The following is a 15,810-nucleotide window of genomic DNA, read 5'->3' as shown; positions in this document are numbered from 1 at the left end:
GGAATACCAGACGAAACGGCTGGTCAGGAGGACACCGGTCAGGAGGAGACCAGGCGCTGGGCGAGGTCGTGCAGGGCCCGCCGCACCGAACGCTGCGGCAGGGTCGACAGCGGCCCGCCCTCGGCCCGCAGCGCCGACACGTAGATCGTCGATGTGATCATGGTCCGGACGGCCAGCGTCTGGGCGGCGTGGCGGGCGGCGGCGGACCGGGCGTTGCGCGGCTGCCGGTCGGACAGGTAGTCGAAGGCCCGCTGCACGTGCCGCTGCTCGAACTCCTCGCGCATCACCCGAGCCTGCCCCGTCGCGCCGGCCAGGTGGAGCTGGTACATGCGGGCGGAGTCCGGGTTCTCCTCCATCCAGTCCCACACCGCGTCCATCACCTTGGCCAGGGTCTCCGGATCGCCCGGCTCGTCGTCCGCCCGGGACCGCCGGACCACCTCGTCCAGCTGGTCCAGGACCCGGCGCAGGGCAAGGTCGAACAGCTCCTCCTTGCCGCTGAAGTGGTAGTAGACGGCCGTCGCCGCCACCCCGGCCTCGTCGGCGATGTCCTGGATGCTCGCGTCGGCCAGCCCAGCCCGCCCGAACACCCGCACGGCCGCGTTGACGATGTGCTGCCGCCGCGACGGGCGGTGCGCGGGCTGCTTCTGCTCCTGCTGCGCCTCGGTCACGACCCGACCCTATCCAGCGAGATGACAGGTGCCCAGCAGGCGGGCAGACTAGGCACACCATGACCATCTCCGCCCCACGCGCGGCGCACCGGCCCTCCCGCCGCCAGGCCGTCGTCGACGCCGCCATGGAACTGTTCGCCGTGCAGGCGCCCGACATGGTCACGGTCGCCGACATCGCCGAGCGGGCGGGCATGACGTCGGCGGCCGTGTACTACCACTTCGCCTCCAAGGACCAGATCCTGCTGGAGGGCGTGCAGAGCTTCGGCGCCGCGCTCATCGCCCACGCGGCGCAGGCGGCCGACGACCTGCCGCGGGGCGGGCGGCTGGGCGAGATGATGACCGGAGTCGTGCGCTGGATCGACCAGCACGAGGCCGCGGGCAAGACCTACTTCATCTCCTCGGTGGGCGTGAACCAGGACGTCGAGGTGGTGCGGCGGCAGCAGCGCACCGAACTGCTGGAACTGCTGAGCAGGGCCACCCGCCGGGCGCGGGGACGGCTCGCCGCGGGCGAGGCCGAGGTGATCGGCGTCGGCCTGCTGTCCCTGCTGGAGACGACCGTCTCCTCCTGGCTGGCCAAGGACGTCACGTACCAGAAGCTGGGCCACCGCGCGTTCCTGGCGGAGGTCGTCGCCCTGGTCGACAAGGTCACCGGGACGGCACAGCGGTAGCCGGCCGCGAGGTCACCCGGCGAGCAGGCGCAGCGGTCGCCGCAGGAGCCGGTCGACCGTGCGCAGGTACTCGGCGGCCGGGGCGCCGTCCACCGCCCGGTGGTCGAACGTCAGGCTCAGCGTGAGCACCCGCGTGCGCAGCGGCCGGTCGCCCTCCCAGGCCACCCCGTCCCGCAGCCGTCCGACCCCCAGGATCGCGACATTGCCCGGATAGATCACCGGGGTGAACATGTCGACGCCGTAGGCGCCGAGCGAGGTCACCACGAACGTGGCGCCTTCGAGCTGGTCCAGGCCCAGCGTGCCGGCCCGGGCGGCGCCGGCCAGCTCACGGGTGATCCCGGCCAGCCCGGCCAGCGACCGGCCGGCGGCGTCCCTGATCACCGGGACGACCAGGCCGTCCGGTACCGCCACGGCCAGCCCGACGTGGATCTCCTCCAGTAGGTGGACGCCGTCGTCGCGGACGGTGGCGTTCAGCAGAGGATGCTCCTGCAGGGCCAGCGACGCCGCCCGCACGACGAAGTCGTTGAGGGTCGGCACGGCCTGGCCGGTGCCGGCCCACTCCTCCTTGAGCCGGGCGCGCAGGTCGGCGACGCCGTCCATGCGGACCTCGTAGCCGTGGGTGAGCTGGGCCATCTCCTGGAGGCTGGCGTGCATCCGCCGGGCGATGGCCCCGCGCATCCCCTTGAACGGGATGACGCGTGTGCCCGCCACGGTGGGGCCGGTGGCGCCCTCTGCCACGGCGGCCTCGACCACGGCGGTGGCGGCCACGGCGGCCTCGATGTCGGCGCGCCGCACGCGTCCGCCCACGCCGGTGCCGTTCACGGCGGCCAAGTCGACGCCGCGCTCCCTGGCGTCGCGGCGCACGAGCGGCCCGGACGGCACAATGCCAGTGGCGCCGTCCGCCTGTGGGACGTGGGCGTCCGCCTGAGCGGCCAAGTAGTCCTCGACGTCCTCGGAGACCACCCGGCCGCCGGGCCCGGTACCGCGCAGCGCGGCCAGGTCCACGCCGTGGGCGGCCGCGACCCGGCGGGCGTTGGGCGAGGCGAACAGCCTCCCCTCCGGTGCCGTGACGGAGGCCTGCGGCTCCTGCGGGTCCTGGGCGGGCGGTGGCAGGGCCGACGCCGGTGCCGGCGGCGCCGGGATCGGTTCGCCGCCGGCCAGCAGCCAGCCGATGACCGTGCCGGGGACCAGCGTGGCACCGACCTCCACGGCCGGGTGGAAGACGCCCTCGCCCTCCGCCTCCACGTCGATGTCCACCTTGTCGGTGGTCATGCGCAGCAGCGGGTCACCCGGCCGCACCGGAGCGCCCGGCGCGGCGAGCCACTCCTCGATCGTGCCTTCCTGCATGGTCAGGCCCAGCTTGGGCAGCAGCACCTCGATCGCCATGCGGTCACTTCCGCTCAAGGAGGCGGCGGCAGCCGGCGGCGATCCGCTCGGCGTCCGGCACGTACGCCTTTTCCAGCACGGGGGCGAACGGCACCGGCGCGAACGGCGCGCCGAGCCGGAGAACCGGGGCGTCGAGATGGTCGAACACCTGGTCCTGGATCTGTGCGGCGATCTCCGCGCCGATGCCCCCGAACGTCACGGCCTCGTGGGCGACGAGCACGCGGTTGGTCCTGCGCACCGACTCCAGCACCGTGCCGATGTCCAGCGGCTGCACGGTGCGCAGATCGATCACCTCCGCCTGGACGCCGGTCCGGGCCAGCTCCTCGGCGGCCCTGACGGCCTCGTCCCGCATCCGGCCGACGGTGACGATGGTGACGTCGTCTCCACCGCGCACCACGTCGGCCTTGCCCAGCGGCACCTCGTAGATCTCCTCGGGCACCTCGCCCTTGGCGCCGAGCAGGACCTTGTTCAGCATCACCACCACCGGATCGCCGTCGCGGACGGCGGCGACGATGAGCCCCTTGGCGTCGTGGGGGGTGGCGGGCATGCACACCTTGAGACCCGGGATGTGCGCCAGCCACATCTCCAGGCTCTGGCTGTGCTGTGCCGCCGCGCCCAGGCCGGCGCCCGAGGCGGTGGTGATGGTCAGCGGGACCGAGACGGCGCCGCCGTACATGTACTTCATCTTGGCCGCCTGGTTGACCACCTGGTCGAGGCAGACGCCGAGGAAGTCCATGAACATCAGGTCGACCACCGGCCGCAGGCCGCGGGCCGCCGCGCCCACGCCCAGCCCGACCAGCGCCATTTCGGCGATCGGGGTGTCCACCACGCGGCGCGGCCCGAACTCGCCGAGCAGGCCGTCGAACATGTGGAAGACGCCGCCGTAGCCGGCCACGTCCTCTCCGGCGACGAAGACGTCGGCGTCCTCACGCATCACCTGTGCCAGGCCCTCGTTGAACGCCTTGACGTAGGTGAGCCGGCGCGTGACGACCGGTGCGGCGGCGGGGGCCGCACTGCCGGCCGAGAGGGTGGTCATGAGGCGTCCCCGGTGGTGTTGGCGTTCCCGGTCGTGTAGACGTCGCGGAGCAGGTCGGTGTCCGGATCGGGGTCGGGGCTGCGCTCGGCGTACTCGATCGCTTCGGCGATCTCCCGCCGGGTCCTGTCCCAGACGGCGTCGATGTCCTCGCGGGTGGCGTGCCCGTGCTCGACCAGCCAGGACTCCATGGCGTCGATGGCGTCGCGCGCCTTCCAGGCGTCGATCTCCTCCTGCGTGCGGTACGGGATGCGCAGGCCCTTGACTCCCTGGTGGTCGTAGTAGCGGTAGGTCTTGGCCTCCAGCAGGGTGGGGCCGCCACCGGAGCGGGCGCGGTCGACGGCGCGCCGGGCGGCCAGGTGCACCGCGACGGCGTCCATCCCGTCCACGATCTCCTTGGCGATGCCGTAGGCGTCCGCGCGGTCGGCGACGTCGGGCAGCAGCATGTGGTCGGCCTGGGCGGTGAACTCGGCGTAGCCGTTGTTCTCGCAGACGAAGATCACCGGCAGCCGCAGCACGGCGGCCATGTTGACCGCCTCGTGGAAGGCCCCGATGTTGCTGGCACCGTCGCCGAAGAAGGCGGCCGCGACCCCGCCGTCGTCGCGGTAGACGCTGGCGAAGGCCGCGCCCACCGCGATCGGGAGGCCCGCGCCCACGATGCCGTTGGCGCCGAGCATCCCGATGGACAGGTCGTTGATGTGCATGCTGCCGCCGTGACCGTGGCAGTAGCCCGTGGCCTTGCCGAACAGCTCGGCGTACATCTCGCGGAACCGCGCGCCCTTGGCGATCGCGTGCCCGTGACCGCGGTGCGTCGAGGTGATCTGGTCGGTGTCGGCGAGCGCGCTCATCACCCCGGCCGCCACCGCCTCCTGTCCCACGTACAGGTGCAGGAAGCCGGGCAGGCGGCCGGCCTCCATCAGCCGGCCCGCCTCGGTCTCGAACAGCCGGATGCGGACCATGCGCTCGTGGACGTCCCGGGTCACCTCGGCCGGCGGCGCCTGCGCGGTCACGGGATCGGTGGTTGCTGGTGGCACTGGTGGATGCTCCTCCCGCGGGGTGGTCCCGGCCCGGCGGCGCGAGGGGCGCGCGTCGTGCGGAGTGGGCGGACGGCCCTGACTTTTTTGTAGTCGACTTCAGTAAGTCTTGTCCAGAGCCTTGTCCAAGTTTGTTAACACTGAATACAGTTACTTCTCTCGGCCGGAGTGGCCGGCACGCCGTCGACGAGGAGGGGCCATGGCAGGCGCGGGGCGGATCCTCGCCATCACCGGCGGCCATCGCGTCGATCTCGACGCTTTCGGCGCCATGATGGACGCGGTCTGCGCCGAGCGCGCCTGGACATGGGCCCACGCCGTGCAACCGTCCGCGCAGGGCTGGCTGAGCCCCCGGCACGCGGACGCCTTCGACGCCGTCGTCTGCCACGACCTGCCCGGCCTGCGTCTCGAACGCGGCCGGGCCCCGGAGCCGTCCGGCCCCGACCCCGCCACCGCCCGGGCGGTGGCGGACCTGCTCGACCAAGGGCAGGGCCTGGTGATGCTGCATCACGCGCTGGCCGGATGGCCGGGCTGGGAGGGCTGGGCGGACGCGCTGGGCGGACGCTTCCACTACGCCCCCGGACGGCTGCGCGGCAAGGACTGGCCGTCCTCGGGGACCCGGCTCACCCGGTACACCGCCCGCGTGGCCGCCCCCGACCACCCCGTGTGCGCGGGCGTCGGCGACTTCGAGCTGGACGACGAGCTGTACTGCTGCCCGGTCTTCGCCTCCGAGGTCGTCCCGCTGCTCCGCGCCGACGCCGATCTCGACCCGGCGCTGTTCGTGCGGACGTACGAGCATGTGCTGCACGGGGAGGAGGCGGCCCCCGACTGCACGGGCCACCCGCCGGCGTCCGATCTCATCGGCTGGGCGAGCGTGGCCGGGCGCAGCCCCCTGGTCGTGCTGCAGCCGGGCGACTCAGCCGCCACGTTCGCCCTCCCCCCGTACCGGCGCCTGCTCGGCAACGCCATCGCCTGGGTGGCCTCGAAGGCCGCACGCCGATGGGCCGCCGGGCATCCGGCGCCCGTCGCCCCTTCTCCGTGATCCCGCAAGCCCTGTGATCCTCGCAAGCCCTGTGATCCCCGCAAGCAAAGGAACGTCGGCGGCCTCCACGGCCGCCGGGAAGGAGTCCGGTGTCCCGGAAAGTGATCGCCGAGCGCGCCCGCACGGCACCGGACGCGCCGGCGGTGGCCGACGACAACGTGACGCTGACGTGGAGCCGGTTCGCCGACCAGGTGGAGCGGGTCGCCGGCGTCCTGCTCGGCCTGGCTCCCGGAGACGGCGAGCGCGTCGCGGTGATCGGTGAGAACAACGCCGCCACGCTCGTGGCGCACGCCGCCGGGCTGCTGGCCGGAGTGGGCACCGTCGCGACCTCGCGCCAGCTCACCGCCCGTGAGATGGCCGGCCAGTTCGCCGACGCCGGAGTGGTCGCGGCCGTCACCGGCCCCACGGGCCGCGAGGCCGCCGTCCGTGCCGGAGCTGAGCTGGGGCTGCGCGCCGTGGCGGTGCACGGCTCGGAGAACGGACAGGCGGGCGGTTCCGTCGTCGCCTGGGACGACTGGTGCTCGGCGCCCGTACGCCCCGTGCCCGACGGGCGCCCGGCGCGGCCACCGCTCGTCTACACCTCCGGCACGACCGGCCGCGCCCGCGGGACCGAGGTCCGCTGGGCCGACCCGTGCGCCCGGACCGCCGCCGACTACCTGACCGCGATCTCCGCGGGCTCGAACTTCCCGGACGGGCCCCATCTCGTCGTGGGTCCGCTCCAGCACAACGGGCCGCTCACCGCACTGCGCCATCTGATGTCCGGCCAGCCGGTGGTCGTGCTCGGCAGGTTCGACGCCCGGCGTTGCCTGAGCCGTATCGACGAGTGGCGTGTCACCTCCTCGGTCATGGTCCCCACGCATTTCCAGCGGCTGCTGGCGCTTCCGGAGGCCGAACGCGCCCGCCACGGCCTCTCCAGCCTGCGGCTGGTCGCGCACACCGGCTCGGCCTGCCCGCCCGGCGTCAAGCGAGCGATGATCGAATGGTTCGGACCGGTGCTGGTGGAGTCCTACGGGGCGAGCGAGGTCGGCACCGTCGCCAGGATCGACAGCGACGAGTGGCTGGCGCATCCCGGTTCGGTCGGCCGTGCCGTCCCGCCGTTCGAGGCGGTCGTGGTGAACCAGGACGCGCACCCTCTCCCCCGGGGCGAGATCGGCAGGCTCGCCTTCCGCGCACCCGACGGGCACGGCGTCCGCTACCACGCTGACGAGGCCAAGACCCGCGCGGCGTACCTGGCGCCGGGCCTGTTCACCCTGGGCGACATCGGATACGTCGACGAGGACGGCTACATCCACATCACCGACCGCTCCGCGGACATGGTGGTCTCCGGCGGGGTCAACCTCTACCCGGCCGAATGCGAGGCGGTACTCGCCCAGCATCCCGGTGTCACCGATGTCGCGGTGATCGGGGTCCCCGACCCCGACATGGGAGAGGCGCTGCGGGCACTGGTGGTGGCACGTGACCCGGTCCCCTCCCCCACAGCTCTCGACGCGCACTGCAGGGAACGGCTGGCCGCCTACAAGTGCCCCAGGGCATACGAATTCGTAGAGAAACTGCCCCGCAATGCCATGGGCAAGCTCGACAAGCGCGCGCTGCGCCGCCCGTACTGGGCATCCGAGCGGACCATCGCGGGCTGACCCCGGATCGGAGAGAAGAACGCATGACCGAGCTGCTGCTCGTGAGGCACGCACTGCCGGAGGGCGGGGTGATGGATCCGGGGCTTTCACAGACCGGCATCGCGCAGGCCGAACGACTGGCCGACTGGCTGGCCGGCGAACGCGTCGACGCGGTCTGCACTAGCCCCTACCAGCGCGCTCGCGACACCGCCGCGCCCGTCGAACGGCGGCTGGGCATGACCGCCGGCGTGCTGGAGGACCTGCGGGAATGGGACGGCGAGACCGTCCGCCGCCTGGTCTACACGCCGGTCGAGGAGTTCGACCCGGGAGATCCGCGGGCCGTCGCCCTCGCCGAGGGGCGGTTCGAGGACTTCGTGCCGGAGCTGGACCTGCCCGCCTTCCGCGGGCGGATCCGCCGGGTGATGAACGAGATCATGGACGCGCATCCGGGCGGCCGGGTCGTCGTGGTCTCGCATGGCGGTCTGATCAACGCCTACCTCGCGATGGTGATCGACGCGCCCCGCGTCTTCTGGTTCCACCCGGGCTACACCTCGGTGTCACGGGTCCGCCGGGTACCCGCGGGACGGGTGGTCGTGGAGTCGGTGAACGAGACCGCCCACCTGGTCGCCGACCGGCGCGTCCCGGCCGCCGTCCCCGTCCCCGTCCCCGTCCCCGGTTCCTGATCTGGCTCCCGCCCCGGTTCGTGATCCGGGGCGGGTCAGCGCTCCTCGCCCACCTGGACGAGCATCTTTCCCACGTTGGCGCCGCGCATCATCGACAGCAGGGCCCCGGCGGCGTTGTCCAGCCCTTCGACGACGGTCTCGCGGGCGACCAGTTCGCCTGCGGCGAGCCAGCCCGCGACCCGCCGTTCGAACTCGGGCCGCAGATCCTCGTGGTCGCGGACGATGAAACCCCGCAGCGTCAGGCGCTTGAGGACGGCCTGCACGAGGTGCTGGAGGTCCTGCTGGTCGCGCCGGTCGCCGTACTGGGAGACCATGCCGCACAGCGCGACCCGGCCGCCCTGGCGCATGGCGTGCAGGGCCGCCACGAGCTGGGCTCCGCCGACGTTGTCGAAATAGAGGTCGACGCCGCCCGGCGCCAGCCGGGCCAGCGCGTCCTGCGGCCGTTCCGCCCGATAGTCGAACGCGGCGTCGTAACCGAGCTCCTCGACGACCAGGTGGCTCTTGCGCTCGCCGCCCGCGCTGCCGACGACCCGTCCGGCGCCCAGCAGCCGGGCGAACTGGCCGGCCGCGCTGCCCACCGCGCCGGCCGCGGCGGAGACGAACACCGTGTCACCGGCCCGCAGCTCACCCACCCGTACCAGCCCGACGTAGGCGGTGAAGCCGGTCGAGCCGAGCACGCCCAGCCAGGTCCGCGGCGGCGCGACCGACAGGTCCACGGTGGACACGTCCACCGCGTCCACCACCGCGTGCTCCCGCCAGCCGAGCTGGTGACGCACGTACGCGCCCGGCTCGATGCCGGACGCGCGGGAGACGATCACCTCGCCGATGGCGCGTCCGTCCAGGGGCTCGCCGGGCCGGAAGTTGTGCGTGTAGTGCTTCTCGGTGGCCTCCAGCCGCCCGCGCATGGACGGATCGACGCTCATGTAGACGTTGCGCACAAGAAGCTGCCCCTCGCCGGGCTCGGGCAGCGGCCGTTCCTCCACGGCGAAGTCCTCAGGCACCGGATCGCCCGCAGGGCGGCGCACCAGGCACACCACGCGGGTGCGCGGCACGGTCACGGCTCCTCCGGGAGGGGGTTGCGTCTGGCCAGCCGTCCGACCCAGCCGGCGATCTGCAGGTCCGCATAGCGCAGCTCGCCGGACTGCCACTGGCCGCGCTCGTCGAACAGGCCCCGCAGGCCGGTGGCCGGGTCGTACACCTCGACCAGGCCCTCGGGGGTGAGACGGTACACCTGCTTGGTCAGCGGGTGGACGACCTCCTTGTCAGCCGACACCTTGTTCCCCCTCGGTCCGGCGGCGTACGCCGCGTCTGGTCACCGTCACGGGGCCGCCGGTGACACGCAGCTGGCAGGCCAGCCTGGTGCGCCCGTCGACCGGCCTGCGCAGCGCCGCGATGCCCTCGCGCTCCAGCCCGCCGATCCCCGAGCAGTGCGCCAGGCCCTCGTCGACCTGCACGAAGCAGGTGCGGCAGGTGCCCTGGCCGCCGCAGATCGTCGGCCACCGGTAGCCCAGGCGTTCGGCGGCCCGCATCAGCGACTCGCCGTCCTCGACCACGATCTCCACCCCGGCCGGCTGGACGACGACCGTCCCGGTCACCTTTCCATCCAGGTGTCCAGGGTGCGGTTGAAGTGCCGGACACGGCTCTCCTGGTAGTTGCTCAGCGTGATCCCGGGCTTGCGCAGGGACTTCAGGCCCGTCTGCACATGCGGCAGGTTCTCGACGTCCTGGTCGAAGACCGGGCCGACCAGGCCGAGCTCGGGGATGTCGGCGAACAGCGCGTCATCCGGCACCCATCGGATCTTGGCGGGCTCCGGCTTCGGCCCGTCCGGCGGGTAGGCGGACATGTAGATGATCTCCGCGATGCAGGAGTCCGGGTCCAGCCCGTCGGGCCGGAACCGGTAGACGATGTTGCTCTTCACACCGCCCCACGGGTGGAAGTTGGGGAACACCAGATGGTGAACGGCGTCGAGCAGCTCGCTGTCGGATGTCGCGGAGTAGTCCCGCCCGGTCGCCGCGGCGAGTTGCGTGCGCATCTGGTCGGCCAGCACCGCGCGGGCGGTGCCGCCCTCGGGGACCTGGGGGATCTCCCCGTCCGCCGCCTGCAGGTCGCGGCCCTGGCTGGCGGCGTAGAACGAGCGGGAGAAGTAGAACGTCTCCAGCACGTCCTGCTCGGTCACCGTCCCGGCGACGTGCGGGCTGGGCGCGCCCTGGATGTTGATCATCCGGCTCCAGTTGGGCTGGTCGGCGGTGGCGTCGTACTGGGAGTTGGCGTCGGCCAGCCAGGGCAGCAGCTGCGGATGCGTCGCGATGACGTGGAAGGACTCGATGAAGGCGTCCTGGGCCACCTTCCAGTTGCACGGCAGGACCTTGGCGATGTGCAGCGCCTTGTAGCGATCCTCCAGCGGCCAGACGAAGTACTCGGGGAACGTGCCCAGGAAGTCGGCCAGCGGCTCGGCGGCGGGGTCCATGTTGATGAACACGAACCCCCGCCAGGTGTCCACCCGCACCTCGGGCAGGGTGAACTTCTCCAGCTCCACGTGCGGGAAGTCCCAGGCGCAGGGCAGGTTCTTCAGCGAGCCGTCCAGGTTCCAGGTGAAGCCGTGGAACGGGCAGCGGAACTCCGGCACGTTGCCGCCCTCGGTGCGCAGCTTGCGGCCGCGGTGCAGGCAGACGTTGACGAACGCGCGGATGTCCTGGCCGTGCTCGCCGGGTTCGGTGCGCACAATGAGGATCGAGTCGGTGCCGATCTCGTAGACCACGTGGTCGCCGACTTCGGGGATCTCGTCCTCCAGGCAGGCGAACTGCCAGACCCGCCGCCATAGCCGCTCCTGCTCCAGCCGGGCCCATTCGGGGGAGACGAACCGCTCGACGTCGATGTCCTCGCTGCCAAGAAAGTCGTTGGCCTCGTAGCGCAGCACCGCGGGCACCGGACGACTGTCCCGGTCGAGATAGTCCTGGACGCTAGGCCCGGGGCAGCGGGCCGAGCCCGGCTCCTGCGGAGTGGTCATCGGTTCTCCTTCGCCGAAGCAACTATAGACGGATTCTAGTAAGTACCTCGGGGTCCGGCAAGGAAACCCGCGGCGGCACGCACCCGGTCAGCCGCCGGCCGCCCAGTCGACGCACCGGGCGAGCACCGTCTGGAACTGCGGGACGTCCCAGCTCCCCCGGTCGATCCGCCCGGTGTCGTCCACGCCGAGGTCCTGCACGTCGAACCGGCCCCGGCAGTGCCCGAGGGTGAAGTAGCAGACCTCGCCGGCCCCATGCCGCCGCAGGTAGAGGACGGGCCGCAGCGGATCGCCACCGTCGTGGCCCTCCTCGAAGCCCGGGCACGGCCCCTCGTAGGTGGTGTGCAGCAGGACCCGGAGCGGCTCGTGCAGCCGGCTGACGTACAGCTCGTCGCGCACGTCGAAGGGCTCGATGCCCGCCACCAGGGGATGCGCCGGGTCGGTGACCTCGACACGGTAGGGGGTGATTTTGGGATGCCTCAGGAAGCGGCTGCCCAGCACCGTCTCGACCTGCCCGAACGCCGGAGGCGTCCGGAAGATGCGAGGGCCGCCGTCCGGCGGGGCGTCGATGGCCGCGTTGGTGCCGTGCAGCGCGAGCCAGCGCCCGCCGCGCGCGACGAACTCGGTGAGGGCGTCCTGCTGCCCGGGCGCCGGCCGCACGTCGCAGGTGTAGGTGACCAGGAGGTCCGCCGTGTCCAGGGGGGCGTTCAGGGCTCCGCCGAAGCCGTAGTCCTCGAAGACCCTGGTGCGCACGCGTTCGTGCCGCGCCAGCTCTGTCAGCAGGCGGAGCCGTGCGTGGTCGAAGTCGTGCCACCGCCCGCCGCAGACCAGGACCGCGTCGAGCCTGCCGCCGGGACCCACCGGCCGTCCTAGTACTGGACGCGGGTGAGGAGCCCGCCGTCGACCACGAAGTTCGCCCCGACCACGAAGGCGGCCCGGGGGCTGGCCAGGAAGGCCACCGCGTTGGCCACGTCCTCGGCGGCTCCGTACCGGCCGATCGGCAGCTTGCCCAGCACTTCCTCGTACACCGCGGGCCGCGCCTGCCTGATCTGCTCCCACGGGCCTCCGGGAAAGTCGATCGGCCCCGGGGAGACGGTGTTGACCCGGATGCCCTTGGGGGCGAGCGAGTGCGCCAGGGCGGAGGCGTGCTGCACGACCGCCGCCTTGACGGCCGAGTACGGGGTGGGGCCGGCCGGGCGGGCGGTGTCGGAGGCGTTGGTCGTGCCGATCGCCACGATGGCGGGCGAGTCGCCGCGCTCGAGGTGCGGCACGGCGGCCGCGGCGAGCTCGGCGAAGGCCAGCAGGTCGGCGCGGAAGCTCTGCCCCCAGGCGTCGTCGCCCTTGGTGTTGCCGGCCGACACGTTGGACACCACGATGTCGAGGCCGCCGAGCCGGTCGGCCGCGATGTCCACGAAGCCTCTGAGCGCCTCGACGTCGCTCACGTCCACGGCCTCGGCCACGATCGCGGCGCCATGGCGCTGGAGCGGGCCCGCCTCCAGCTCGGCGCGCGCCTTGTCGAGGTCCTCGCGCCCCCTGGCGCACAGTGCCAGCGAGCATCCCTCCGCGGCCAGGACCTCGGCGATGGCGCGGCCGATGCCACGGCTCGCCCCGGTCACCAGCGCCCTGCGGCCGGCCAGTCCGAGATCCATCGTCGCCTCCTCGCTAGTTACTTATGAGCGACTTTAGTAACTAGCGGGCCGGACGTCCAGTGACCAGCGGGGCGGACGTCCAGCCTCCTCCGCGAACCCCGGGGCGCCGAAGCGGCGGAGGACGTCGGCGTGCAGGCGTTCCACGTCGGCGGGGCTGATGACCTGGTGGTCGACCAGGCGCCGGCACAGGAACGGGGAGACCACAACCTCGATGGCCGCGAACACGCGACAAACCGTCGCACAGACCCGGAGGCCCCACAAGTTCATGCACTCGATCTCAGTTCTCACCGTTCCGCGAGCGTCGATCATCACAGGTCACCGAGGTGCGATCTCGATCAGTAACTAGATACTGGATTTAGTTTCTAGTGCTTCCAACCGTTGCACAGTCGCTGTGACTGAGGTCATACTCATCGCCGACGCGCCCCGCACACTCCGCCCGACGTGGAGAACCGTCCCCGCTCACCGCACCGCTAGGGAGCCAACCGTGCAACTACAAGGACAGGTCGCCGTCATCACCGGGGGCACCCGGGGAATCGGCTTCGGCATCGCCCGGGCGTTCGCGGCCGAGGGCGCCAAGGTCGTCATGGGCGGCCGGTCGGAGGACAAGGGCAAGCAGGCGCTCGACGAGCTCGACGCGGGTGACGGCGCCGCCTTCCAGCGCTGTGACGTGCGCGTCCGGGAGCAGGTCGAGGACCTGGTCGACTTCGCGGCCCGCACCTACGGGCGGCTGGACATCATGGTCAACAACGCCGGCGGCTCCGACGGCTTCGCCCTTGTCCACGAGCTCGGCGACGAGGCGTGGGACAACGCCCTGGCCCTCAATCTCAACGCGACCTTCTGGGGCACCCGGCGGGCCCTGCGCCACATGGTCGCGGCCTCGCACGGCCGGATCATCAACATCTCCTCGGTGGAGGGCAAGCAGGCCACCAAGGCGGCGGTCAGCCACTACATCACCAACAAGCACGCCATCAACGGCTTCACCAAGGCGGTCGCGTTCGAGTACGGGCCGATGGGCATCACCAGCAACGCCATCTGCCCGGGGGCGGTGGAGACCGACCTGATGAAGGACGCCGGACCGGTCGCCGCAGAGGCCCAGGGCATCACCTACGAGCAGTTCCTGGACGGGTACGCCCAGGAATCCATGATCAAGAAGCTGAACACCGTGGAGCAGGTGGCCGCCATGGCGGTGCTGCTGGCCGGCGAGAACGGCGCGGGCATCACCGGCACGCTGGTCAACGTGGACGGAGGGACCGCCGCATGGTGACGCGTCCCGGTGAGATCGCCGACTCCTTCGTCACCGACTGGCGGGTCAGCGAGCGCCTGCCGCACTACACCCGTGCCAACGCGGGCGAGGTCCTGCCCGACCCGGCCAGCCCGCTCGGCTGGACCCTGGTCTTCGAGCAGGGCCTGCTCAAGGGCTGGCGGCGCGGGTTCATCGACTTCGGGGTCGACCTGCCGCACGAACTGGACACCGACCGGCCACAGGTCGCCGGGATGTTCGGCGGCTACTTCTACCTCAACCTGTCGCACATGCGGCTCATGGCGATCCGGATGGGCTCCACCGTCGAGGCGTTCGACGCCGCGCTGCTGGGCAGCCACCCGGACGTGCCGCCCTACGAGCCGCAAGCCGGCGACCAGTCCGCCGAATGCGCCGAGAAGGCCGCCGCCGGGATCGTCTGGGCGATGACGGCCGAGGCGTTCCCGGAGATCGACGCCGACCGCGAGAGGGCCCAGGCCGCCCGCGACGCCCGGCCCGACCTGGGCACGCTGTCCGACGCCGAACTGGTCGCCCGGATGCGCTCCTTCCTGCCAGAGCTGGACAACGCCTTCTACCGGCACGACTACAGCACGCTGGCCTCCACCGTCGCCCCCGCCGTGATCGGGCAGATCCTGGCCAGCATCGGGCGCGAAGACCTCCTGCTGGAACTGCTCTCGGGTTGGGGCGAGGTCGATTCGGCCGCCCCCTCGTTCGCCCTGTGGGACCTGGGGCGGCGGATCGCCGCCTCCCCCGCGCTGACAGCGCTGATGGACGAGGGCGCCAAGGCGTTCGCCGCGGAGCTGGAATCGGCCGAGCCGGGCTCGGACGCCGCGGTGTTCGGCAAGGAGCTCGACCGGTTCCTGCACCGCTTCGGCTGCCGCGGCCCCAACGAGTGGGACATCCACTCGCCCTCCTGGGAGAGCGAGCCGGCGCTCGTGCCGGCCCTGCTGGACCGGCTGCGCCGTTCGCCGGAGGACGCCTCCCCGCACGTCCGGCACCAACGGTTGCGGCAGCGCCGGGAGGCGGCGGCGGGCGAGGTGCGGGCGGCGCTGGAGGCCGACCCGGAGGCGCTCGGCCAGTTCGAGGCCGCACTGCGGTCGGCGCACCTGTTCATGCCGGCCCGGGAACGCACCAAGACCAACGCCGTCACGTTCATCAACGAGGTGCGCATGGCCGCCCTGGAGCTCGGCCGGCGGGGCGTGCGGGCGGGCCGGTTCGCCGAGCCGGCGGACGTGATGATGCTGCTGGAGCCGGAGCTCGACGACTATCTGACCGACCCGGACGGCCTCGCCGAGGTGATCGCCCGGCGGCTGCGGGAGTACCGGTCGCTGCACGAGATCGAGCCGCCGTTCATCATCTCCCGCGAGGTGCCGCCCCTGTCGTCCTGGCCACGCCGCGACAGGGTCGCCACCACCGCGCTCGCGCAGGGCGACCTGCTCACCGGCGTGCCCGGCGGGCACGGCACGTACCAGGGCCGGGTGCGCGTCATCCGCGACCTGGCCGGCCTGTCGGCGCTGCAACCCGGTGAGGTCCTGGTGGCGCCGCTGTCGGACGCCGCGTGGACGCCCCTGTTCATGGTGGCGGGCGCGGTCGTCGTCGACGTCGGCGCCACCAACAGCCACGCCGTGGTGGTCTGCCGTGAGCTGGACCTGCCCTGCGTCGTCTCGGCGACCGGCGCCACCGAGCGCCTGCGCGACGGGATGCTGGTCACGGTGGACGGCGACGCAGGCCGGGTCACCGTGGACGAGCCGGCCCCCCAGCTCATCTGAGAGACG

17 protein-coding genes are annotated in these 15,810 nt (G+C 72.3%); 6 read left to right on the top strand and 11 right to left on the bottom strand.

The window, feature by feature from the left end; genetic code table 11:
- Nucleotides 1–38 precede the first annotated feature (38 nt).
- Nucleotides 39–668, bottom strand: a complete 630-nt coding sequence (locus tag F8566_RS45195) for a TetR/AcrR family transcriptional regulator (RefSeq protein WP_151569818.1) — start codon at nucleotides 666–668, stop codon at nucleotides 39–41.
- A gap of 59 nt (nucleotides 669–727) precedes the next feature.
- Between F8566_RS45195 and F8566_RS45190 the strand changes: the two genes are divergently transcribed.
- Complete coding sequence (locus F8566_RS45190) at nucleotides 728–1,336, top strand: TetR/AcrR family transcriptional regulator (RefSeq protein ID WP_151569816.1); 609 nt, start codon at nucleotides 728–730, stop codon at nucleotides 1,334–1,336.
- A 12-nt stretch (nucleotides 1,337–1,348) separates the two neighbouring features.
- Here the strand turns inward: F8566_RS45190 and F8566_RS45185 are convergent, their stop codons facing one another.
- Genes F8566_RS45185 through F8566_RS45175 form a run of 3 tightly spaced genes read right to left on the bottom strand, consistent with a single transcriptional unit; the run spans nucleotide 1,349 to nucleotide 4,789 of the window.
- A complete protein-coding gene (locus F8566_RS45185) occupies nucleotides 1,349–2,722 on the bottom strand; it encodes a 2-oxo acid dehydrogenase subunit E2 (RefSeq protein WP_151569814.1) in 1,374 nt (457 codons plus the stop codon).
- 4 nt (nucleotides 2,723–2,726) lie between these two features.
- Nucleotides 2,727–3,758, bottom strand: coding sequence for an alpha-ketoacid dehydrogenase subunit beta (locus F8566_RS45180; RefSeq protein WP_151569813.1), 1,032 nt, complete (start codon nucleotides 3,756–3,758; stop codon nucleotides 2,727–2,729).
- Entirely contained in the window at nucleotides 3,755–4,789 is a 1,035-nt protein-coding gene (locus F8566_RS45175) for a thiamine pyrophosphate-dependent dehydrogenase E1 component subunit alpha (protein WP_225994108.1), read from the bottom strand. The genes F8566_RS45180 and F8566_RS45175 overlap by 4 nt, the downstream gene beginning before the upstream one ends.
- Before the next feature lie 199 nt (nucleotides 4,790–4,988).
- Between F8566_RS45175 and F8566_RS45170 the strand changes: the two genes are divergently transcribed.
- The 3 genes from F8566_RS45170 to F8566_RS45160 all read left to right on the top strand — a co-directional run bounded on the left by F8566_RS45170 (nucleotide 4,989) and on the right by F8566_RS45160 (nucleotide 8,124).
- Nucleotides 4,989–5,828: a ThuA domain-containing protein gene (locus tag F8566_RS45170; RefSeq protein WP_151569811.1), complete on the top strand. Its 840-nt coding sequence runs from the start codon at nucleotides 4,989–4,991 to the stop codon at nucleotides 5,826–5,828.
- 89 nt (nucleotides 5,829–5,917) lie between these two features.
- Nucleotides 5,918–7,462, top strand: coding sequence for an AMP-binding protein (locus F8566_RS45165; RefSeq protein ID WP_151569809.1), 1,545 nt, complete (start codon nucleotides 5,918–5,920; stop codon nucleotides 7,460–7,462).
- A gap of 23 nt (nucleotides 7,463–7,485) precedes the next feature.
- Nucleotides 7,486–8,124 carry a histidine phosphatase family protein gene (locus F8566_RS45160; RefSeq protein WP_151569807.1) on the top strand — a complete coding sequence of 213 codons (639 nt, stop codon included), beginning with the start codon at nucleotides 7,486–7,488 and terminating at the stop codon, nucleotides 8,122–8,124.
- Nucleotides 8,125–8,159: 35 nt separating this feature from the next.
- Here F8566_RS45160 and F8566_RS45155 read toward each other — a convergent pair whose 3' ends face one another.
- From F8566_RS45155 to F8566_RS45125, 7 genes are all read right to left on the bottom strand, one after another.
- Nucleotides 8,160–9,176, bottom strand: coding sequence for an NADP-dependent oxidoreductase (locus tag F8566_RS45155; protein ID WP_192810223.1), 1,017 nt, complete (start codon nucleotides 9,174–9,176; stop codon nucleotides 8,160–8,162).
- Between the two features lie 2 nt (nucleotides 9,177–9,178).
- Nucleotides 9,179–9,397 carry a transposase gene (locus F8566_RS45150; protein ID WP_151569803.1) on the bottom strand — a complete coding sequence of 73 codons (219 nt, stop codon included), beginning with the start codon at nucleotides 9,395–9,397 and terminating at the stop codon, nucleotides 9,179–9,181.
- The gene (locus F8566_RS45145) at nucleotides 9,387–9,719 is read right to left on the bottom strand and encodes a 2Fe-2S iron-sulfur cluster-binding protein (protein WP_151569801.1); all 333 of its coding nucleotides are present in this window, start codon (nucleotides 9,717–9,719) and stop codon (nucleotides 9,387–9,389) included. Before F8566_RS45145 ends, F8566_RS45150 begins: the two co-directional genes overlap by 11 nt.
- Nucleotides 9,716–11,131 (bottom strand): aromatic ring-hydroxylating oxygenase subunit alpha, encoded by a 1,416-nt coding sequence (locus tag F8566_RS45140; protein WP_151569799.1) that lies wholly within the window; start codon nucleotides 11,129–11,131, stop codon nucleotides 9,716–9,718. The genes F8566_RS45145 and F8566_RS45140 overlap by 4 nt, the downstream gene beginning before the upstream one ends.
- A gap of 87 nt (nucleotides 11,132–11,218) precedes the next feature.
- On the bottom strand, nucleotides 11,219–11,989 hold the full coding sequence (locus F8566_RS45135) for a ThuA domain-containing protein (RefSeq protein ID WP_151569797.1): 771 nt from the start codon (nucleotides 11,987–11,989) through the stop codon (nucleotides 11,219–11,221).
- 8 nt (nucleotides 11,990–11,997) lie between these two features.
- Entirely contained in the window at nucleotides 11,998–12,777 is a 780-nt protein-coding gene (locus F8566_RS45130; RefSeq protein ID WP_151569796.1) for an SDR family NAD(P)-dependent oxidoreductase, read from the bottom strand.
- 33 nt (nucleotides 12,778–12,810) lie between these two features.
- Nucleotides 12,811–13,002, bottom strand: a complete 192-nt coding sequence (locus tag F8566_RS45125; RefSeq protein WP_151569794.1) for a hypothetical protein — start codon at nucleotides 13,000–13,002, stop codon at nucleotides 12,811–12,813.
- A gap of 259 nt (nucleotides 13,003–13,261) precedes the next feature.
- Here F8566_RS45125 and F8566_RS45120 point away from each other — a divergent pair, with 259 nt between their 5' ends.
- Entirely contained in the window at nucleotides 13,262–14,041 is a 780-nt protein-coding gene (locus F8566_RS45120; RefSeq protein ID WP_151569792.1) for an SDR family NAD(P)-dependent oxidoreductase, read from the top strand.
- The gene (locus F8566_RS45115; protein ID WP_151569790.1) at nucleotides 14,035–15,804 is read left to right on the top strand and encodes a PEP-utilizing enzyme; all 1,770 of its coding nucleotides are present in this window, start codon (nucleotides 14,035–14,037) and stop codon (nucleotides 15,802–15,804) included. The genes F8566_RS45120 and F8566_RS45115 overlap by 7 nt, the downstream gene beginning before the upstream one ends.
- Nucleotides 15,805–15,810 lie beyond the last annotated feature (6 nt).

Source organism: Actinomadura rudentiformis (assembly GCF_008923185.1).
Taxonomy (GTDB): Bacteria; Actinomycetota; Actinomycetes; order Streptosporangiales; family Streptosporangiaceae; genus Spirillospora; species Spirillospora rudentiformis.
The sequence above is the reverse complement of the archived record's forward strand: the minus strand, read 5'-3'. Positions and strand labels throughout refer to the sequence as shown.